20 protein-coding genes and 1 pseudogene are annotated in these 20,686 nt (G+C 45.8%); 4 read left to right on the forward strand and 17 right to left on the reverse strand.

What is annotated here, in order from left to right; genetic code table 11:
- Window positions 1-285: 285 nt before the first annotated feature.
- The 4 genes from IEY34_RS18040 to IEY34_RS18055 all read right to left on the reverse strand — a co-directional run bounded on the left by IEY34_RS18040 (window position 286) and on the right by IEY34_RS18055 (window position 2,677).
- Window positions 286-822, reverse strand: a complete 537-nt coding sequence (locus IEY34_RS18040) for a hypothetical protein (RefSeq protein WP_189013679.1) — start codon at window positions 820-822, stop codon at window positions 286-288.
- A gap of 190 nt (window positions 823-1,012) precedes the next feature.
- Window positions 1,013-1,480, reverse strand: a complete 468-nt coding sequence (locus tag IEY34_RS18045) for a DUF669 domain-containing protein (RefSeq protein WP_189013681.1) — start codon at window positions 1,478-1,480, stop codon at window positions 1,013-1,015.
- Window positions 1,481-1,752: 272 nt separating this feature from the next.
- Window positions 1,753-2,007 carry a hypothetical protein gene (locus IEY34_RS18050; RefSeq protein ID WP_189013683.1) on the reverse strand — a complete coding sequence of 85 codons (255 nt, stop codon included), beginning with the start codon at window positions 2,005-2,007 and terminating at the stop codon, window positions 1,753-1,755.
- Between the two features lie 250 nt (window positions 2,008-2,257).
- The gene (locus IEY34_RS18055; protein WP_189013685.1) at window positions 2,258-2,677 is read right to left on the reverse strand and encodes a hypothetical protein; all 420 of its coding nucleotides are present in this window, start codon (window positions 2,675-2,677) and stop codon (window positions 2,258-2,260) included.
- Between the two features lie 422 nt (window positions 2,678-3,099).
- Between IEY34_RS18055 and IEY34_RS18060 the strand changes: the two genes are divergently transcribed.
- Window positions 3,100-4,647 carry a recombinase family protein gene (locus IEY34_RS18060; RefSeq protein ID WP_189013687.1) on the forward strand — a complete coding sequence of 516 codons (1,548 nt, stop codon included), beginning with the start codon at window positions 3,100-3,102 and terminating at the stop codon, window positions 4,645-4,647.
- A 142-nt stretch (window positions 4,648-4,789) separates the two neighbouring features.
- Window positions 4,790-5,545, forward strand: coding sequence for a hypothetical protein (locus tag IEY34_RS18065; protein WP_189013689.1), 756 nt, complete (start codon window positions 4,790-4,792; stop codon window positions 5,543-5,545).
- A gap of 1 nt (window position 5,546) precedes the next feature.
- Here the strand turns inward: IEY34_RS18065 and IEY34_RS36860 are convergent.
- The 4 genes and pseudogenes from IEY34_RS36860 to IEY34_RS18085 form a co-directional block, all read right to left on the reverse strand.
- Window positions 5,547-5,882 (reverse strand): annotated as a pseudogene (locus tag IEY34_RS36860) (type II toxin-antitoxin system PemK/MazF family toxin); the annotation flags it as partial.
- A 612-nt stretch (window positions 5,883-6,494) separates the two neighbouring features.
- On the reverse strand, window positions 6,495-6,974 hold the full coding sequence (rlmH, locus tag IEY34_RS18075; RefSeq protein ID WP_189013761.1) for a 23S rRNA (pseudouridine(1915)-N(3))-methyltransferase RlmH: 480 nt from the start codon (window positions 6,972-6,974) through the stop codon (window positions 6,495-6,497).
- A 163-nt stretch (window positions 6,975-7,137) separates the two neighbouring features.
- Window positions 7,138-7,305, reverse strand: a complete 168-nt coding sequence (locus tag IEY34_RS18080; protein WP_189013691.1) for a CxxH/CxxC protein — start codon at window positions 7,303-7,305, stop codon at window positions 7,138-7,140.
- A gap of 47 nt (window positions 7,306-7,352) precedes the next feature.
- Complete coding sequence (locus IEY34_RS18085) at window positions 7,353-8,570, reverse strand: S1C family serine protease (protein ID WP_189013693.1); 1,218 nt, start codon at window positions 8,568-8,570, stop codon at window positions 7,353-7,355.
- Between the two features lie 202 nt (window positions 8,571-8,772).
- Here IEY34_RS18085 and IEY34_RS18090 point away from each other — a divergent pair, with 202 nt between their 5' ends.
- Complete coding sequence (locus IEY34_RS18090; protein ID WP_189013695.1) at window positions 8,773-8,982, forward strand: hypothetical protein; 210 nt, start codon at window positions 8,773-8,775, stop codon at window positions 8,980-8,982.
- Here the strand turns inward: IEY34_RS18090 and IEY34_RS18095 are convergent.
- The 6 genes from IEY34_RS18095 to IEY34_RS18120 form a co-directional block, all read right to left on the reverse strand.
- On the reverse strand, window positions 8,951-9,751 hold the full coding sequence (locus tag IEY34_RS18095; RefSeq protein ID WP_189013697.1) for an MBL fold metallo-hydrolase: 801 nt from the start codon (window positions 9,749-9,751) through the stop codon (window positions 8,951-8,953). The genes IEY34_RS18090 and IEY34_RS18095 overlap by 32 nt on opposite strands.
- A gap of 60 nt (window positions 9,752-9,811) precedes the next feature.
- A complete protein-coding gene (yycI, locus tag IEY34_RS18100; protein ID WP_189013699.1) occupies window positions 9,812-10,651 on the reverse strand; it encodes a two-component system regulatory protein YycI in 840 nt (279 codons plus the stop codon).
- Between the two features lie 30 nt (window positions 10,652-10,681).
- Window positions 10,682-11,971 carry a YycH family regulatory protein gene (locus IEY34_RS18105; RefSeq protein WP_189013701.1) on the reverse strand — a complete coding sequence of 430 codons (1,290 nt, stop codon included), beginning with the start codon at window positions 11,969-11,971 and terminating at the stop codon, window positions 10,682-10,684.
- Entirely contained in the window at window positions 11,968-13,800 is a 1,833-nt protein-coding gene (gene walK / locus IEY34_RS18110; RefSeq protein WP_189013704.1) for a cell wall metabolism sensor histidine kinase WalK, read from the reverse strand. Before walK ends, IEY34_RS18105 begins: the two co-directional genes overlap by 4 nt.
- Before the next feature lie 2 nt (window positions 13,801-13,802).
- Window positions 13,803-14,522, reverse strand: coding sequence for a response regulator YycF (gene yycF / locus IEY34_RS18115; RefSeq protein WP_029196128.1), 720 nt, complete (start codon window positions 14,520-14,522; stop codon window positions 13,803-13,805).
- 145 nt (window positions 14,523-14,667) lie between these two features.
- Window positions 14,668-16,215 carry a M23 family metallopeptidase gene (locus IEY34_RS18120; RefSeq protein WP_189013705.1) on the reverse strand — a complete coding sequence of 516 codons (1,548 nt, stop codon included), beginning with the start codon at window positions 16,213-16,215 and terminating at the stop codon, window positions 14,668-14,670.
- A 273-nt stretch (window positions 16,216-16,488) separates the two neighbouring features.
- On the opposite strand from IEY34_RS18120, the gene IEY34_RS18125 reads away from it, so the two are divergent.
- Window positions 16,489-16,737, forward strand: coding sequence for a hypothetical protein (locus tag IEY34_RS18125; protein ID WP_189013707.1), 249 nt, complete (start codon window positions 16,489-16,491; stop codon window positions 16,735-16,737).
- A 7-nt stretch (window positions 16,738-16,744) separates the two neighbouring features.
- On the opposite strand, the gene IEY34_RS18130 is transcribed toward IEY34_RS18125, so the two are convergent.
- From IEY34_RS18130 to dnaB, 3 genes are all read right to left on the reverse strand, one after another.
- Window positions 16,745-17,383: a hypothetical protein gene (locus tag IEY34_RS18130; RefSeq protein WP_189013709.1), complete on the reverse strand. Its 639-nt coding sequence runs from the start codon at window positions 17,381-17,383 to the stop codon at window positions 16,745-16,747.
- A 159-nt stretch (window positions 17,384-17,542) separates the two neighbouring features.
- On the reverse strand, window positions 17,543-18,829 hold the full coding sequence (locus tag IEY34_RS18135) for an adenylosuccinate synthase (protein ID WP_189013711.1): 1,287 nt from the start codon (window positions 18,827-18,829) through the stop codon (window positions 17,543-17,545).
- Window positions 18,830-19,271: 442 nt separating this feature from the next.
- Entirely contained in the window at window positions 19,272-20,636 is a 1,365-nt protein-coding gene (dnaB, locus tag IEY34_RS18140) for a replicative DNA helicase (protein ID WP_189013713.1), read from the reverse strand.
- Window positions 20,637-20,686: the final 50 nt, after the last annotated feature.

The following is a 20,686-nucleotide window of genomic DNA, read 5'->3' on the forward strand; positions in this document are numbered from 1 at the left end:
AATTAATGACGTACCCTATACTGCCGCTTCGCGTCAGAGGGGCTGTGCCCCATCTAACCCTTTGTATGTCTTTACTGGGTTTTGGGTACCATAGAGACCAGCTAATTATTCACTCAGCTATCCTCTCAGACACAGAGGATACGCCCCGAGCCTCCTAGCTACCATCCAATCATCGGGACTTGCCCCTTAACGAGTAAATATCGCTGCTCCACCATCACACCCTTATCCTGATTAGCTCAGTCTGGAAGTATTATCACTTTAAGTGAGCAGCGCCTAGCCTAAAAGTCACTGTAAAATCTCTTTTACAACTTTAAACACATTGTTGTTCTCTTTCATAACGCTAAACGGGTCATCTAGTGCTTCTTCCGGCTCCTCATCTTGTAGATAGACACCTCCTATAGAGATCAATGAGTCGCCAAGTAAATTGCTATTACTTTGGGCTGACTCACCATCAAAGTAATAAGTGGTTATCCAAATCACCTCTTGGGTTTGTGTTAATCTTCGTATATGCGCTTCAATGTTAGGATAGGCTTGAATATCAACAAAGTAATATTTACTTTGGATTGGATAAGGAGCAAACTCAATATGCTCCAATGCCTTACCGGAATCTTTGTATATGCTATATATGCTAGAGTTTATTTTTTGAAAATCAACCCACTCAAGTGTGACTGGTATCGGAATAGGTATTGCTGGCATAAAGATTTTCTGAACTTCACCAGAGCCATGGTATATCCATCTATCTTCTGTTGGAGCAATAACTACAGTTTTAGTTGAATAAGTAAGGAGCCACTGTTTATAATAAAATTCATTTTGAATTTTCATTTTGATTCCTCCATTTGAAGTTTGGCTAACTCTGTCCGTCAAAGTAACAGATTGTGATCCATAGTTCTTCTTTTTCACAGTCGCCTGAAATATACTGGATTCGATTGAACAGTAGTCTTGCAACAAGTATTTTGACACAGGGGCAAAGCCCCTGTATCCGAACACCAGTACAACTACTTATACCTTGCTTTTACAACAGGGCTGCATTATTGGGATCTTCACCAGATTCCAACCCAGTAATATCCACATCTAAATCCTCAACAGGGTGCCTCTCGAATGGTTGACCTTCTCCATACATAGAAATGTAAGCCACAGTTTGATCGTACATATCTTGTTTATGTTTGACATGAATACTTACTGGCTTTCCAAATAACAATCGGGCAAGCTCAGGTAAACTATTCCAAGGTTGCTCAGATACTGCTTTGATGGCCTTACCAAGCATTCTATATTTGTAAATACTTTTTTCAGTGTAAACTAGACAATCATCAATTTCTTCTTCTTGTGCATCCTGTTCAACGTCCGGTCTGATCATTAACTTCATATTAATTCCTGAGTTGCCCGACCTATAAATGGTTGGTTTTGCCTCAATAATAATCGCTTCGTATTTATTCTCCGGTGGGAGCACTTCTTCCTTAAAAATCAGGCTTTTCAAATCCATTTTATATTCTTCCTCTCTGTGATTGGATGGTTGAATAATTTCGATTTAAACCGAAACCTGATTGCTCATTCCCGGGAATAATCTGGTTTGTAAAACCAATATAATACAGGCTTTTAGACTATGCAATACGGCAAAAAAGAACATACGATCCCCAACATGAGATCATCTAACGCTAAGTTAGCCTTTCAATAATATAAATAATTTTTATCATTTTAATAAATATTACTTATATATTTTATCTTGATTCTGTCAGATCCTAATTCTCCGTATACTTATCGAGCAAATTCCTCTAGTTTCTTTTCTAATTCGTATAACTTTCCAGATACATCCTCTACCTCAATAGTTTTCAAGATAATGTTTGTTAAGTAACCGATCGCATTAGCGCTTTTGCTATCAATATCTCCGTTCCGCAGATCGTTAATGATACTGTTCATAAGCCGTTTAACATCCCCTGCATCCTGCACATATATGCTCCGCTTACGTGCCTTAACTTCCGTCTTTATCGGAATTCTCGCTATCTCACCCATAGTCGTTCTCCTCTGCTTTAGAATAGAAAGTGTCTACAAAATGAAGCTTCTACGTGCCGATTATTGTTGTCACTGTAAATTTCTCAGACGAAAATTCACTATGCTCTCCTTATCCTGTTCGGCACCAGAAAACGGGAGGGGACTCTCATCCCAACTCCCGCTTCAGTCTATAAATTCAGTTAAATTGCACCTAGTGAAAATCATATAACAAAGTCGCCTGCAAGCGGCTTTTTCACGTCTTCGGTCTTTCCTATCCATTCACTGCCGCGACATGCTTCCATTTACGCTCAAGTACATGAAAATCAGCTTTCAAATCCGGCTGAGCTTCCAGTATCAATTGCCTAAACAGACCAATTTCATCCAAAGGAGGTACACCAATTTCGTCAAGCAAGTAATGTAGATATTGAATAACCACGATTGGATAAAAAGCACATGCATAATGCCCTTCCGTGATCAACTGCATTGCCCCATTCACTGTAATCTCCTCATATTCCAAAACCACCATTAGACGTGCCTTTGCAGCCTGTTTTTCAATTGGGAACGTCTCTAGCACTTCCGATAGCCTGTAACCGAGCTGATTGATTCTGTTATGCAAAGCATCTCTATACTCATCTTCCAGCCGCTTAACCATCTTTTGCGTTCGTTCAAGTCTAGTCTTTATTCCTGCCATGTGCAGCACTCCTTAGCAAAGATCGAAATCGCCCTGTCGCTCCCACAGTGGCATATAAACATAGAAATCTAGCATGCTGGCCAAGAACGATACAATCTCGATATAATGACCTAGTAAATCGTTGTTTAGCTTTAACTAAGGCCACGCTTAGTCCCCTCCATTCACCAACTACCAATAAAAATCCATGAAGGGTAAGAAATTTTTATATTTCCCTATCAACATACGCACGATTACAAAAAGCCCACTTTTCATACTGTTTGATAGCCAATAATACGGAGTCAACTTAGTGCCTAGCCCCTTTTATTAGGTATACGAATCTTCATCCGACCAGACTTGAGACTTTGATCGTTGCTGAAAAAAATTGCTTTTGTTCAAGTCATCAGCAACGAAGGTCGGATTCGCAACCAAGGGAGGCAGTTTGTATGGAAACAAAAACAATCGCAATTTATGCACGAGTTAGTACTGAGGAACAAGCTATAGAGGGGTTTTCCATTGAGGCACAGCTTCAAACAATTCATGAATATGCTAAGCAAAATGGGTATCGGGTTCTAGAATACGTTGATAAAGGCATTTCGGGGAAGTCTATGGACAAGCGTCCAGCATTACAAAAGTTACTGAGTGATGCTAAGCAGCGGCTATTTGAGGAAGTCATCGTTTGGAAAATTTCCCGCATATCCCGTTCCATGATCGACTTGGTAAAGATTCTGGAAGTGCTCGATAAGTACAATATCGCCTTTAAAAGTCATACCGAAGATTTTGGAGATGCACGTTTCATGCTTTACATCCGTGGTGCGCTAGGTGAACTAGAGCGCAAGACTATTGTCGATAATGTCAAAATGGGAATGAAACAGCGAGCTTATCAAGGGAAATGGAATGGCGGTATTGTGCTAGGTTATAAGAGCAGCGAAGTGGGGACTAGCACACATCGAAAGAAGAAAGAAACTCGACTGGAGATTGTTGAATCAGAGGCCTTGATAGTTAGGATGATCTTTGAAAAATACGCTGACGGTCAGGGTTACAAGTCGATTACCAATGAGATAAATCGTCTTGGCTGCAAGACCAAAACAGGTGGCACCTTTAGTGTGACTACGGTCAAGACCATCCTTCTCAATCCTGTATATATCGGTAAGATACGCTACAATAAGCAGGAAGATTGGACTACCAAAAAACGTAAAGGTACGAATCCGGCTCCGATCATTACTGATGGACAACATAAAGCTATCATTTCTCAGGAACTATGGGACAAGGTACAAACTAGATATGAGGCTGTCTGTAAGGTTCCCAACAGAGTCTTTCAAGGCAGCTTCGCATTCACTGGAGTGATGCGTTGCCCCCAATGCGGATATGGCATGGTTGCTCAACGTGCTACTCGTAAGAACAAAAATGGTGAGATCAAATACCAACGCTACTATCAATGTGGTCAATTAGCCAATAAGGGTGCTGGGGTATGTAGAGCCAATAGCGTTCAAGCAGATTATGCAGAGCAAGAGATTTTGACGCGGCTACAGAACATTCTTTCTCATCCACAACTTGTAGATGATGTATGTACGTCGATTAATAAGAGTCAACATGTTGATAAGTCCTCAATCGAAGCAGAATTAAAGCTTGTGGATAAAGAGATGGCTGACATTGACCGTAAGAAGGACAAGTACTTCAAGTTGTTCGAGGATGACGTGTTAACAAGTCAGTCTTTGAAGGAAAAGCTGGCTGATATCGATAAAAGTAAGCAGCAGCTACAAAAAAGGAAGGTGGAAATTGAGGAGCAGCTAAGTGAAAATAATGCTGGTAAGACGGTATCCGAGGCCATTGTAAGAGGCATATTAGGGGAGTTTGTAAAACTGTTTGATAAGCTTAGTAATGAAAAGCGAAAACAGCTTGTGCATGCTGTGATTAAGCGGGTTACTGTCACAGAGGATAGGAAAATTGATCAGATTGAGTTGAAATTTGATACGATGGCTACAGCTTTGTAGCTCAAACTGCAACAGCATACCAACATTAAATAATACCAAGGTACTCTACTAAATGCGGAGGAGTACCTTTTTCACGGCTTGCAGAACCTACCATTTCCATTTATTCTTAATATATACAAGCACTTTGAATGGAGGCTTTATATTGAATTTATCAACAGCAAAAAATCTCATTGAAGATATATTAAAAAGTATTATAAACCCCGATGGGTCTGCTGCAACTGAAAAGTTTTCAAGTCTAAGGGATGTTGATGCAAAAGTAAGAGAAGTTAAAATGATCCTCAAAGATCTTCCAGGTGACAAGAACAGTATTTTTAATGAATTTGAACAAGACGTTGACTTTTCTGCTAACAGTCGAAGGGTTAGATTAGAAGCACTCGCTCACTACTGTAATACCGCACTCCGTTTTTTAGATACCGGAGTAATTCATGAGAAAAAATTACTTGTTAGTGCACCTGATTTATCTAAACTTACATCTTTTTTGCCTGACCTAGATGTTATCATTCAGGATAGATGGTTAGAAGCCCAAAAATGCCAGTATGCAAAAGCGTACCTCTCTTCTGTTATTATGATGGGAAGCATTCTTGAGGCACTATTATTATCAAGATCTCTTATGAGTCAACCCGAAGCTTTTAGATCAAAGTCAGCACCCAGAAAAAAGGACGGCTCCAACATTCCTATTAACGCTTGGAATTTGAACACATTACTTGATGTTGCAGTTGAGCTAGGCTGGATTAAAACAGATCGTGGCAAATTTGGACATGCATTGAGAGAATCCCGAAATGTCGTACACCCATGGGCTCACGTAACCACAAAGGCTGACTATGACGAAGCAACCTGCAAGACCTGTTGGCATGTTTTAAAGGCATCTGTTGATGACTTGCTTAATTCCATAGCCTAAACTAGAAATCTATTTGATCAAGTTGAATCCTTATTGCGTGATCAATTTTTTTCATTGTAATATCATCAAGAGTTGTTATCAGTTTTGTTAATCTGTTACGGTCGATTGTCCTAATTTGTTCAGAAAGCACTACACTCTCCCGATCAAAACCATGGGAAGTCCCCACCTCTACGTGTGTTGGTAACTTTGATTTTGCGATTTGACTTGTAATCGGTATAACTGTCATTACTGGAGAGTATCTATTGTTTATATCATTTGAAACTATCACAACTGCCCTTATGCCACCCATTTCAGAACCACTGACAGGACTCATGTCTGCTAGGTATACATTTCCTCTAAAGGTTCCTGCCTTTAGAGGAAATGAACTAGATTCATGAGTCTTTGTTTTATTGGAAGTTTCCCCATTTTCTTGACCTTCCTTTTTTGACACTAAGTGTTCATCATACCCATTAACCAATACTGATTCTTTTCCTAAGTACTCAATTGCAGTATCCATTTTTAAATGGACTGCCCCTACTGAGTCATCCAGTTTTACAAGTATTTTGCTCATTTTCTTACTATTTTTTATAATCTCTTTTAAAGCACTAGTGACCCTCTCTTCTTGATTATTCTTTTTTAACCCTTCAACTAATGTCATTATTATTGCAATTACCGCCAAAGCAATTGATACCAAGCCGCTTCCTGTAGAAATTAGCGTTTCCAGAGTGCCGGACTTACCCCAAAATTTGTATGATAAAATCGTAATTATTATTAGAATTAGAACAGCAATGCTCCAATTATAGTGAAGTCGGCGTTTTTTCTCCTTATACTCTCGACTTATACATTCTAATTCAATGCTTTTTTTAATTTCTTCCGGCTCTTTTTCCAAGTATATACCTCCATTATTACTACAATTACTTCCAAATTCTATAATAAACTGAAATACGCACATTTGAAACGAGCGTTGCCGTTACTTATGATACGGTTCCCCCCGATTTATCCGCATCGCGCGATAAATCTGCTCCACCAGCACCAGCCGCATGAGCTGGTGCGGCAGCGTCATGCGGCCAAAAGACAGCCGCATATCCGCACGGCGCAGCAGCTCGCCAGATAGCCCCAGCGAGCCGCCAATCACGAAGGCCACCTGGCTCCGCCCGTAGGTGGCCAACTTGTCGAGCGAGCCTGCCAGCTGCTCGCTCGACCACATCTCGCCGTCGATGGCCAGCGCCACGACGTACACGTCCGCGGCGAGCTTGGCCAACAGCCGCTCGCCCTCCTTAACCCGCACCTGCTGCTCCTCAGCAGGGCTCATGTTCTCCGGTGCCTTCTCGTCCGGCACCTCAATCATCTGCACCTTGGCATACGGCCCAAGGCGCTTCACGTACTCCGCAATCCCGTCCACGAGATAGCGCTCCTTCAATTTCCCAACCGTTAATATCTGTATATGCATGAACGATATTTCTCCCCTCAATTGCTCCATTGGATAAAATACATCCAAATCGAGCATATTCCCACCTTTTGCCCCGATCCACTGGATTTAATCCAATGTAATCGCCTGCTCCCCCACCACACCAACCCCCCAACAAAAACAAAAAGGAAGGCTTCCGCCTTCCTCAAACAACTAGAAATCGCGCTAATTCCTGGCAATGCTCGCAATGCGTCGGTGGCTCCCAGTTCGCGAAGTGGGTCTTCGCCAAATCCACGATATCTGGAGCTTCCTCATACTCATCAACAAACTCATCTATTGCGATTTCTACATGATCTTTACAAACAACATGCATGCAAGTACCTCTCATCCGCCATATATCTTTGACCTATACGCTCATCTTTACTTATCTGCAGCTTCTACCAAGGTAACCACGGTCGTAAGCTTCTTCCCGCCGCGATAGTAGACCACGTTGATTTTATCGCCGATCTTCTTCTCGTTGTACAAATATTTGCGAAGCGAGATCGTACTGTCGATCTTGCGGTCATCCAACTGGACGATCACGTCCTGTGCTTTGAGACCCGCTTCTTTGGCTGGACCCGATACCTCGAAGACGATAACTCCAGTTTTCACATCTGCCGGCAGCTTTAATACATCCGTTCCTTTAAAAGCTTGCAGTTCCTGGGTCGATACGCCCATCAGAGGTCTTTTGACCTTGTGATCCGTAATCAAGCTCTCCAGGATCGGCTTAACACTGTTAATCGGAATAGCGAAGCCTAATCCTTCCACACCAGTATCGGATATCTTCATCGAATTGATACCGATCACTTTACCGTCGATATTGACCAGCGGGCCGCCGCTGTTTCCCTGGTTAATAGCCGCATCCGTTTGGATGACATCCATCTCCCAGTCGTAGTCCGTCCCTTCGCGTGAAAGTGAGACGGGTATCGTCCGCTTTGGCGAAGAAATGATACCTTGCGTTACAGTAGGAGAGAACCCAAGTCCGAGCGGATTGCCGACGGCGATTGCCATTTCTCCAGCGCGCAGTGTTTCGGAATCTCCGAATTCAGCGAGCACTTTAATATCTTTGCCGTCTGCTTCCAGAACAGCCAAATCCGTAATTTTGTCCCGTCCAACGAGCGTCGCTTTGCGATGTTCCCCTTGGAAATTCACGATTTCGAACTGGTTCCCATTCTCGACGACATGGCTGTTCGTTACAATTCGTACTTTATCGCCCGACTTGGCGAACATGACACCTGAACCGATACCAAGCCCGGTTTCTTGGCCTTTGTCATCCTTCTTCGAGGAGATTACGCTAACAACCGCAGGCTTGATTTTCTCCGTTGCTGCCACGACAGAGTCGTTGACGTTCATCGGACGCGTTTCTGTTTTGGCTACAGCCGCTGGAGCCGCCGCCGTTTCAGCACTATGTCCACGGAAGCCACCTACAACCCCGACCAGCAGCAGCATGGCTAATGCTCCGCCTACCCCGGCTATAAGCGCTACATTTCGTCTACGTACGGTGAAGCTTGTGAATGTCCCCGACCCTTTGGGACGCCATGCCGTCTCTCGCTGTCTGGACCTTTTCGTCGAATAAAAATCATCATCAAACAAACTCATCTCGGGTCCCTCCTCGCTGACGGGGTTGGAAGCTTCGCCACTCTCGCCTTGCATCTATGTCGCAATTCTTTCTTGCCTTCTTTGCAAATAATAGGAATGTTTCGCTCGCTTCTTGCCTACAATAATAGTAAACCAAATCTCTCACCGAATTACTAGAGTTTACTAGAACTTTAAATCAGAAATATAAAGGAGAATGACCCTCATGAATCGTATTCCTTCCCATTTCGACGAAATCAATATGATCGGCAAGCTCGCTGACCTGAAAGATAGCCACTATCACCAGTCCCTCGTCCTCTCGTCGCTTATTCAAACCCTGATTGATAAAGGTCTAATCACAGCGCAAGAGATTCAGCAGAAGTCCGAAGAAATCGATGCCGCGCTTACTCCGAATCCAATACATCCCATTTCGTAGATCGGTCAAAATATGTATCCATCAGCCGCAGTTGTTTGGACTCAGGGGCACGCTCTTGTACTATGCTATTCACCGTTAGCCTGGCCAAATCCATTAAATTATGATCACGGCTCAAATGGGCCATATACACGGATTTCGTCTTATTCGTCAGCACATCACAGAGCGCTTCCCCTGCGGCTTCGTTGGATAAATGTCCTTTGTCACCGAGAATTCGGCGCTTGATGCTCCACGGATAGTGACCGACACGCAGCATATCTACGTCATGATTCGTCTCCAGCACCATAGCGTCTGAATCCGTAATCTTCTCTTTCACTTTCTCGCTCATGTAGCCCAGATCCGTTACAACACTTAACTTCTGTTCCCCTTCATAAAAGCAGTAGCCCACAGGCTCCGCTGCGTCATGGGAAATGCCGAACGACTCCACCCGCAGTGTGCCGAACTCGACGACGCCACCGGTTTCCATGACTTTTTTGTTGTCTTCCGCAATCACACCAATTTGCCGATCCAGCTCTTCCCACGTCTTCTCATTGGCATAGATGGGCAAATCGTATTTGCGGGCAAAAGCACCCAGTCCTTTAATATGATCGGAATGTTCGTGAGTAACCACGATGGCATCTATGCTGCTAGCCGCGAGCTCCCGCTCCTTCATCAACAGCTCCATCTTCTTGGCGCTAAAACCCACATCGACCAATACCTTGGTCTCCCCATTATCGACTACCGTCGCATTGCCCGTCGAACCGCTCGACAGCACCGTAAATCTCATTCCCATATTCCCTGCTCCTCTATGCTTGCCATTCAGTTAACCGCTCCGGCGATAGCTCTCGCTGTCTTATTTCTTCTCGTCCTTGCTTTTGTTATCCGGATTATCCTTATTCTCAACCTTCTCGCCCTCGGCAGGCTGACCAAATGGTGTTAATTCCGACCCTTTCGGCGGCGACTCGACAGCCCCATTGAAAGCTTGCAAATAATAAATATCTTTGTTATCGACCGTTATCCGCCAATGCGGAAACATCGGCTGTGTTTGTGAATTATACGGCTGACCGTGATAGCCTAACCGAACCTCTGTAATAATCGAACCTTCGCTCAAATAATTGTCCACTAAGCTGCGCACCGCCAATTGCGCGGGGATCAGCTTCTGCTCCGTCTGTTCTACTCCTGATTCTACTTCAACGTAGGCTTGACGGTAACTGGTAATTTCTCCATTTTTCTCATTCAATTCTACTTTCACATCGAAGAGCGGAAGCTTGTCATACAACTGTGTGAACACATATATCCAATTTTCATTCACTTTTCTGCTCATGATAGAATCCAGTTGATAGAGATTGAAATTGGGAATCTCCGATTGGGCTTGTACTTCTCTACTCGCCCCTTTGCCAAGCAGATTGCTCATGATAATCGGTGTTTTCAATGGCTTCTGTTCACTCGGCTTGATACTATCGTCATACTTCACCGTAATGACCTTCAACTTGACAATATCCGTCGGCAGCTCGTCGGTTAAGCGAATATTCTTGCTGCGGAGCGCTCGATTCAGCTCTTCTACAGTCCCAGATGTATCTAATGCAACCTCAATCTGATTGGAACGATTGGTGGACCATAATTGGAAGCCAAGTATCATATTCAGCAGCAAAAAAGAACAAATCAAAATGGATTTAGCCCGGCTCCAATTCATGATCGCACCTCTCTTTCCTTGAGTAACCCCTTATTCAATGAAATCATACGTGCCATCGCGCAGCTCCAACGCCCATGAGGCCGTTAGTGTAACCGTCTTATCTGAGACAACAGGCCGATAGGCTGGGAAAATGGAAACGATACTGGCCTTCCGCTGATAATACTGCAGCCGTTCTTCCAAAGCTTCGCCGGAGATTAACTCCGCATCGCGTCGCTGCGCTGTCTTGAGATCCGGAATCACCATCGACCGTTCGAAACCGGATATAATCCCTTTTTGCACCTGCATCTTCATCGTTCCGAAACCATCGGGCTGCGCCGTAAGAATCGGCAAAGATTCATAGAACTGACGGAAGGTGAATGTCTGATTGTCGAGCAGCTGCTTCTCCGGCGTCTGAGACACGACATATTTGCCATCCCAGCCGATATGCTGATTGATGAACTTAACGCCAGCCAGCAAGTTTACCAACACTTCGCTTTTGCTCTCCACCGGTGCAACCGGATCGGAATATGTCATCCATCGCAGATCTCGATTCAACTGAAAACCGCGTTTGCTGTCCGTATAAATCTCGGAACCATCGCGCTCTTTGAGATAGCGGGTAATGCCCGGATCAACGAAAAAGCTTTGTTTCAACTGATCTGCCGTTAATAAGCTGTAAGTAAAGGTATAGTTCGGAAGCCGCAAAGGTTTAAGCGGAAGATAGTAATCTCCACCGTTGGTCGTTCTATAGAGGTTCGTTAAATCTCCGAAAGCTGCAAAATTCTCAACGTCTTTACTTGTAAAATCGGCCCCGATAACCTCATATCCCACACCCGGAGAATCCGTGAAAAAGAACGCACGCACATCCTCGTTATTGCCCTTGGAGTAAATCCAAATGCGCGTCACCTTATCATTATCAGGGGGAAGTTCGCCTTCAATGCGAAGCAATTGCTGAAGCACCGTGAACGGAATGCCATTGCGAAAACGGATCTCCACCCCCTGCTGCTTCGAGCGAACCTCTTCCCAGTTGACGTTTACCAAATACATGGAGGTTTTACGGAAGCCCTTGAAGCTCCGCTGTTTAATATTGTCCAGCAATCGGGTGTAGTAATAATTGCTTGGATACAGAACAGAGTGCTGCTGATTACCCAAATGCACGATAATTTGATCGGGAAATAACATATCCTGCAGCTCCGCCTGCTTGCCAAGTGTTTCGGTCTGCACATAATTGCTTTGCTGGATCGGTTCAATTTTGGGAGGATTATAAGAGGCAAGCAGAAAGCTTTGATATAAACTAGACCCAATCAGAACGACAAGGAAGATCGATTTGAGACTCTCAATCATAGCTCATCCTCCTCTTCTTGTTGAATCGGCAGCGTGAACACAACACGGGTTCCATGTCCCAATTCGGATTCCAAATTGATGGAGCCGCCATGCGCTTTTACTATTTCCCGGGCAATAGACAATCCGAGCCCTGTCCCCCCCATATTGCGGGAACGTGCTTTATCCACACGGTAAAACCGATCAAAAATACGAGATAAATCCTTCTTCGGAATCCCGATTCCATTATCCTGCACAGAGATCTCCAGGACATCCTTCTCGAGCTTCCTCGCTTCCAGACGGATAGCCCCTTCATCGCCTGTATATTTAATCGCGTTGGACACCAGATTATCGAGGACTTGGTCAATCTTGTCCCGGTCCAACCGCAAACTGGTGACGCCCTGCTCCACTTGAATCACAATCTGAATTTTCCGCTGCTGCAGCTGAAAGGAGAAGCGATCCGCCACCTCTTCCAGCATCTCACTCACTAACGTAGTGGATTTGCTCATCATCGATTGCTTGGAATCAAGCCGCGACAGATGCAGCAGATCTGTCACCAACCGGATCATCCGCTCCGTCTCGCTGCGCGTCACGCTAATGAAGCGCGAGGCTAGCTGCGGCTCCTCAATAGCACCGTCGTCTAACGCCTCCAGATAGCTCTTGATCGTCGTCAGCGGCGTCCGCAGTTCATGCGACACGTTCGCGACGAACTCTCGCCTAGCCTGCTCCAGCTTCTCCTGATCCGTTACATCCTGGAGCACAGCAATGATCCCGTTCTGCCCTTCGCCACGCCGATGAATCGGCGTGAAGATGATCCGCACCGACAGCTGATCATCCTCATCGGGCAATTCAATATCCAGCAGCGTCGTATTGACCTGCCCCTGAATGAAGCCCCGGATCGTCTCCATCGGAATACCCAGCACCTCGGAGATGTCATGACCGAGTGTTGATTCCTCTTCGGTTTGCAGGATCTGCTTCGCCCTGCGATTCAGCACGATAATCTGACCCCGATCATCCGTCGCGATGATGCCGTCATTCATATTCGTCAAGATCGAAGCCAGCTTCTCCTTCTCCTCCTCATTCAAGGTGAGCGCCTCTTTGAGCCGGTTCATCATGAAATTGAAGGTGTGGCCCAGCTGACCAATCTCGTCTGTCCCTTGTATCTTGAGCTGCTGATCGAATTTCCCTTCGGCAACAGCGGTTGCTTGCTTCGTAATTTCTTTGATCGGATTCGTAATCGTACTGGTCAACAGCACGCCAAGAATCGCTGTCAGTCCCAAGGCAATCAATGTGCCTGAGATCAGGATACGGTTAATAGAACGGATCGTCTTATATACGTCCTCCATGGACGCAATAATGTAAACGGCTCCCAAAACGCGCACACCACTGCCTACAGGCTTGGCAATGATCACTTTGCGATAACCATCCTCGTCCGTGAAGATCCGTTGGTTATCCTTAATCCCTTGCAGCGCTCGGATAACCTCCGGCTGTGTATTCTTTTGCTTCAAATGATTGGCAACCGATGTGCTGATAACGTTCCCGTTCGCATCTATAATTTGAATCTCTGCGTTATTAATCGAGAATAAATTGCTGACGAACTCGTTCAAATCCGCATAGGTCTTCTTACCCTCGGCCACATTCTTGCTGTCTTGATCGCCGGTGAGGTAAGACCCTACGAAGCCGGCGAGCAGCGTCACCTGACTGTTGCGCGAAGCCAAGAAATCATTCTTGAAATAGGTCTCGACCGTCTTATAGAAATAAACGCCGATCAGTTGCATCGCAATCAGAATGAGCAGGACATAAATAATAATCAGCTTCGCCTGAATGGATTGAAAGAAGCGAATGCCCTTCATGCTTAGAAGCCTCCGGCCTTAGGGCTGCGCATTAAGTAGCCGAGACCCCGGCGCGTCATAATATACTCCGGACGGCTCGGGTCCGTCTCCAGCTTCTCACGCAGCCGACGAATCGTTACATCCACCGTCCGCACGTCGCCGAAATATTCAAAGCCCCACACCGCTTGCAGCAGGTGCTCGCGCGTCATCACTTTGCCCGAATTCTTGGCCAAGTATTGGATCAACTCGAACTCCCGATGGGTCAGATCGAGCGGCGTGCCATCCTTATACACCATGTACATGTCGTTATCGATGAAAAGCGCATGAATCCGCATCCCATTGCGCTGCGTGTCCGACTCGCTCGGCGCCGACTGTGCTTTGGTCTGTCTGCGCAGGTGCGCCTTCACACGGGCAAGCAGTTCCCGCGTCCCGAATGGCTTGGTCACATAGTCGTCAGCGCCCATCTCTAGGCCAAGCACTTTATCCAGTTCTGTATCTTTAGCTGTCAGCATAATGATAGGTGTATTCAGCTTTGAGCGTACTTCCCGGCACACATCCATGCCGTCCTTCACAGGCAGCATAAGATCCAATAGGATTAGATCTGGCTGCTCTGAGAACGCAAGCTCTACCGCACTTCCACCATCATAGGCACAAATAACCTGATAGCCCTCTTTTTCCAAATTAAACTTCAAAATATCTGCAATCGGTTGTTCGTCATCCACCACGAGAATTTTGCCAAACAAACCTACCACCGCCTACTCAAGGATCAAACTTCTTCGCTGTCCTTCTGGGACATGCGTGCATACTACCACTTATTTTATCATATATTTTACTAAAAAGAGACAAGGCCTCCCGAGTTGTCCGGTTTGACCTTGCCCCTATGTATTCTTAGCGATTTAGATACTTTAATGGATTCTCCAAACTGCCGTTCTTATGAATTTCCAAATGCAAGTGGACGCCTGTGGAATCGCCTGTACTTCCCATAATACCGATTTTGTCACCTTTCTCAACGATGGTGCCCTCGGTAGTTGTAACCTTGCTCATATGACCATATAACGTCTCGTAGCCATTCAAATGATTAATGATAACATAATTGCCGTAATCGGATTTGTAGCCGGTTTCGATGACTTTGCCATTATCAGCAGCCATAATGTTCTTATTGCCCGTTATATCAATCCCTTTGTGGAGTTTGCCCCAACGTACGCCGAATGTACTCGAAATACTAGGGGAAACGACAGGCCATGCAAATTTGCCAGTGCCTTCGCCTTGAACCACTTTGGTGCCTTTTTTCACTTTGGCTGTGACCGGTTTGTCGATGATCTCTTCATCCACGAGCTTTTCTTCGGTCAATAAACCATCGACCTTCGTCACTTGAATTGTAACCTTCTTCAGCCCGTTCTTGCCTGGCGAAATCGGTTCTACGACCCCGACGCGTTGCGAATCGTCTTTCACGTACTCTGTATCGTATTGAATCTCCTGATTCTTCACAATACTTTCTGTTGTTTTGACCGAAAGCGGCGGCTTCAACACCGTCACGTCCAACTGATTGCCTATCTTCAATTTATCATCCTGAAGTCCAGGATTTTTATCATAAATGAATTGCTTCGTAATACCTAATTTCTTCGCGATGCAAGAGACGCAATCGCCTTCGACAACCGTATACTTCGCTGGCTGAACATCACCGGTTTGCAGTTTCTTGACCACATCTTCGGGCTTAGCCAAATCCTTGGGATCAATCGACACTTCGACCTGATCCACCTGCTGAACAAACTCTACCTTCTGCAGCTCAGATGGGGCCGTAGCAATATCCTCGCCCATACTCGCTGACAGGGCAGCAACTTTCGCGTTTTCCTTGGCTTTGGGCGCGAAAGGCGCGCTTACTTGATCAAGAATCAGATCAGCCGTTTGCTTATCCTTAACAATAGCCATCGTCTTCCCGTCCACTTTCAATGCGACCCCGACCGGTTGGGGTATCAACAGTTGATTCAAAGACGCCAAAACGCCTTCATCATCTGTTTTCACATTGTAAGCCCTTTCAGACGTGTAGGTGACTCCATTTGTTTCAAGTACAACATGCACTTCTGGAAAATCTTTCTGAACTGCTATAGGTCTTTGCTGCTTATAGTCATCGATGATCTTATTATCGCTTACGATACCAACTTCTTTGCCATCCAACATAACATGATAGACGTCATTCATGCCCGCTTCTACATATTGATGTCCAGTAAATGTAATTACCCCTGTTAGAGCAATTGCACTAACTCCCAATGCAAGAGACCATTTATGTCGTTTCATTACCGTTAGCGTCGTTGGTGTTGGTGTTACTTCTTCCAGCTGCTTGTCTGATACTGATTCATTTCCGGTCAAGCTTTCTCGCTGAGGTGTAAATCTCTTGATGAGATCCTTCACAAAGCGCATACCCCTGAAACCTGTCATGATCTTCTCCCTTTGAACGGTTTTGCATCCACAGATACATAAATAAACCTTGATTAGACATAATATCCATTAAGGATGTCTTCCTTTTGTTAAATTTAACACACTTTCTCTGCCTATTTCAACAAAATACTCGATATCCATGTGATAGATTCGTGTCCACCACCAAAAGAAGACGCTAAAGAGTCACTTTTTTGTTCATAAATCCAATTGATTTCTGCACATGTTACCTATTTTTGACGAAAATTCTGGAAAACAGAAAGGGGCACTTCCGTTATGGAAATTAATCTAGAAGCTACATTCTCAGATCGCTACCATTTGGAAAAGACAGCTGAAGTTCTTCGCTCGCAGGGTGTTCTCGATATCCGCTTCACCACGGAGGCAGACTCTCAAGCAGACAGCTACCTGCAATCCGCGGAACTTTCCTCCGCTGAGCCCACCTATGGGTTATCCGTAAGTGTTGAGAAATCACGCTACCGTCAAGCGGAAGATACCATTTTGAAATATGGCGGCCAACTGCACTAGTACACCCTTAATACTTGCCAAGAATGTCGCTTAGCTGCTTCTGCTCCTTCTCGCTTAAATACTTCTTGAGCGTAGCATTCACCTGATCCAACTCATCCGCGGTAATTCCGTCCTCCAAGATCGCAGATAGATGTTGGACTTCCGTTTGCGGAAGCTTAGCGACCACAAGCGAAAATATTTTCATCTTATCCTCGCTGGAGAGGGCTTCTTTCTTCTTGGCGAAATCTTCGGTCGACATGACCAACTCTTTCTTCTCGTTGGCATCGCTATGCACACGCCCCATCACGGCCAGGGCATCCTCTTTGCCAGGAGACGGACTTGCTCCCACTGCTGTGCCGGGTGTGCTTTTAGCGTCGCTAGGCTGGCTTCCTGACGGGCTGGGACTGGGAACAGGCTTCGCATCGGTGGGTACATCCACTGGAGCAGCTTGCTTCCCCCCGTCTCTACGCATAACTATATTCAGCTCGCCTCCCAATCTTGCAGCAAATTCACTAAATTGAATCTTTTTACCTAAGGCTGGAATCTGATATTGTCGAAATATATCTTCCACGTACATATTCACAACATACCATGTCGTAAACATCGTTATGGATGTAATAAGGACGGTTCCAATGACGATTTTGCTCAACCACGCTACTAATTTCATTCCTTTGTATCACTCCTGGCACATAATCATGATCCTCCTCCCCAGTATTGACGAAATCATTGCCATTAAATCCCTATATACAAAAGAAATCCTCTAAGCTGCCGCAGCAGTCTAGAGGATTTTGTTTATTAAGCGCAATAGAACGCTTCTCTGTTCATTTTATGCGTAGATTGGACGAACCAAGTTCGTTTGCTCACGATTACGGCCAACCGAGAAAATCGCGATTGGAATACCTGTCAACTGGGATACGCGCTCCACATAATGTCTCGCATTCTCAGGCAGATCTCCCAGCGTACGCGCTTCGGATACGTCTTCTGTCCAACCTGGCAGCTCTTCGTATACCGCTTCACACTCGGAGATAGCTTTCAAGCTAGCAGGGTAATGCTCAATCAATTCGCCGCGGTACATGTAACCTGTGCAAATTTTCACAGTTTCAAGCCCTGTCAACACGTCGATGGAGTTCAAGGAAAGACCCGTGATTCCGCTAACGCGTCTTGCATGACGAACAACAACACTGTCGAACCAGCCTACACGGCGCGGACGCCCTGTAACCGTACCATATTCAAAGCCTTTTTCACGAATCCAAGCACCGATTTCATTATCAAGTTCTGTAGGGAACGGGCCATCGCCAACACGAGTTGTGTAAGCTTTTGCCACACCGATGATGTTGTGGATCTTCGTTGGTCCTACACCGGAACCGATACAGACGCCGCCTGCCGTTGGGTTCGAAGAAGTTACATACGGGTATGTACCTTGGTCGATGTCCAACATAACGCCTTGTGCGCCTTCGAATAGCACTCTGCGGCCTTGATCAATGTATTGATTCAGAATCACGGATGTATCCTTCACATAAGGGCGAAGGACTTCTGCGAATGCCAAGTATTCTTTGAGAATAGGCTCAACATCAAGACCCGTGGAACCGTAGACTTGCTCGATCAGCACATTTTTCTCAGCAACAATGCGTCTAAGTTTCAACTCAAACTCTTCTGCATCCATCAAATCAGCGATACGAATTCCGTTACGTGCTGCTTTATCCATATAACAAGGTCCGATCCCTTTGCGAGTCGTACCAATTTTGCTGTCGCCTTTGCGATCTTCTTCCAGACCGTCAAGCACCAGATGATACGGCATAATGACATGCGCGCGATCACTGATATTCAAATTCGTCGTCGTAAAACCATTATCATGAATGTAATTAATTTCTTCAATGAGTGCAGCTGGGTTGATAACCATCCCATTCCCAATTACACATGCTTTATCTTTGTAAAAAATACCGGAAGGAACCATTGTTAGCTTATATTTCTTGCCGCTAATGATAATCGTATGGCCTGCATTGTTACCACCTTGGTAACGAGCAACAACCTCAGCAGATTCCGCTAAGAAATCCGTGATTTTCCCTTTTCCTTCATCTCCCCATTGCGTACCGACAACAACAACCGTTGACATATGCACTTACCTCCGTACGGTGACGAGTCACCCATAATGAGCCTTGTTGGCTGTAATTCCACAGAGAAAAGTTGGACTTCATTAAAGCGCTAAAGCATTCAGCGTCCATCATACTTCCCTCTGGCGATGCAAATCCCCCTGCACACCGCTCATCGCGGGTCAAAGGCTTACTCACCGAAGGAACACCAGGTCTCTTCGGCAGTGATCTGCAGGAGTGGACCTACCTTTCGGCATGAAAAACGACCTTACTTCGAACTTGCCCTGCTGGAAAGCAGGCATTCGACAAGGTTTTTTTCACCGTCTCTAGTGTAGCAGTCCCCCCAAGCAAAGTCAATGAAAAACGAACGATTCCACAGGCGCCTGTATAATTGTTCGGATATTGCACATACTAAGCGATTCACTCTGCGAATCTGTGAGGAAAATGTGAAAGAAAAAACAGCCGTCAGTACTGACCGGCTGCTGCTTCCTGATGACTTCGATCCATATTCACGAATTTATTGAACTGCTTCAAGAAAGCCAGCTCCACGGTGCCTACCGGCCCGTTACGCTGTTTGGCAATAATAATCTCGATAATGTTCTTCTTCTCGGATTCTTTGTCGTAGTAATCGTCACGGTATAGGAACGCGACGATGTCGGCATCTTGCTCGATGGAACCCGATTCCCTAAGGTCAGACATCATCGGGCGCTTGTCCTGCCGCTGCTCTACACCCCGGCTCAGCTGCGAGAGCGCGATGACCGGTACGTTGAGCTCACGCGCAATTTGCTTGAGCGTACGGGAGATCTCAGAGACCTCCTGCTGACGGTTGTCGCCTTTGCCGCGGCCGGCAATCAGCTGCAGGTAGTCGATGAGGATCATGCCGAGCCCCTTCTCCTGCTGCAGACGTCGGCATTTGGCGCGAATGTCCGCGACAGTAATCGATGGTGAATCATCGATATAGATGTTCGCTTCGGACAAAGCGCCAATCGCCATCGTCAGCTTCTCCCAATCGTCGCCTTCCAGGTAACCCGTCCGCATACGGTTGGCGTCGACGTTGGCTTCCGCGCAGATCATACGCTGTACGAGCTGTGCGGCGCCCATCTCCAGAGAGAAGATCGCGACGGTTTCCTTCGCCCGGACCCCGACGTTCTGCGCTACATTTAGCGCAAACGCGGTTTTCCCTACGGAAGGACGAGCGGCCAGGATGACAAGGTCAGAACGCTGAAAGCCGGATGTCATCTTATCGAGATCAATAAACCCCGAAGGAATCCCGGTTGAGCTCCCCTTATTGGAGTAGAGCAGCTCAACCTTTTCGAAAACTTCCATCAGCACATCGCGAATGACGACGAATCCGTTGGAGCTGCGGCGCTGCGAAATCTCAAGGATTTTGGATTCAGCCTCGCTGAGCATGGATCCTACATCGTCTTCATTGGCATAGCCGTTGGAGACGATCTGCGTCGCCGTGCGGATAAGCCGGCGAAGCATCGACTTTTCTTCCACAATCGCAGCGTAATAGTCAATGTTGGCGGCCGTTGGCACGGCATTTGCCAGCTCCGACAGATAGGTTACGCCGCCAATCTCTTCCAACTGCTGCTTGTTTTGAAGAAGCGCTGTGAGCGTAATGAGATCGACAGGCTCCTGATCTTCAGCAAGCTCGACAATCGCTTCGAAGATACGTTGATGCGTCCCACGATAGAAGTCATCGCTGGAGATCCGCTCCATGGCTGTAATCAAAGCATCGCCATTTATCAAAATAGCACCGAGTACCGCCTGCTCAGCCTCTATATTTTGAGGGGGTACACGATCCACAAACATATTATCTCCGCTCATGCTGTTATACCCGCCTTTCATTTCAATGTTCGTCTAACTCTCTTATTCTA

The sequence above is a fragment of the Paenibacillus marchantiophytorum genome (genome assembly GCF_014640555.1).
Taxonomy (GTDB): Bacteria; Bacillota; Bacilli; order Paenibacillales; family NBRC-103111; genus Paenibacillus_E; species Paenibacillus_E marchantiophytorum.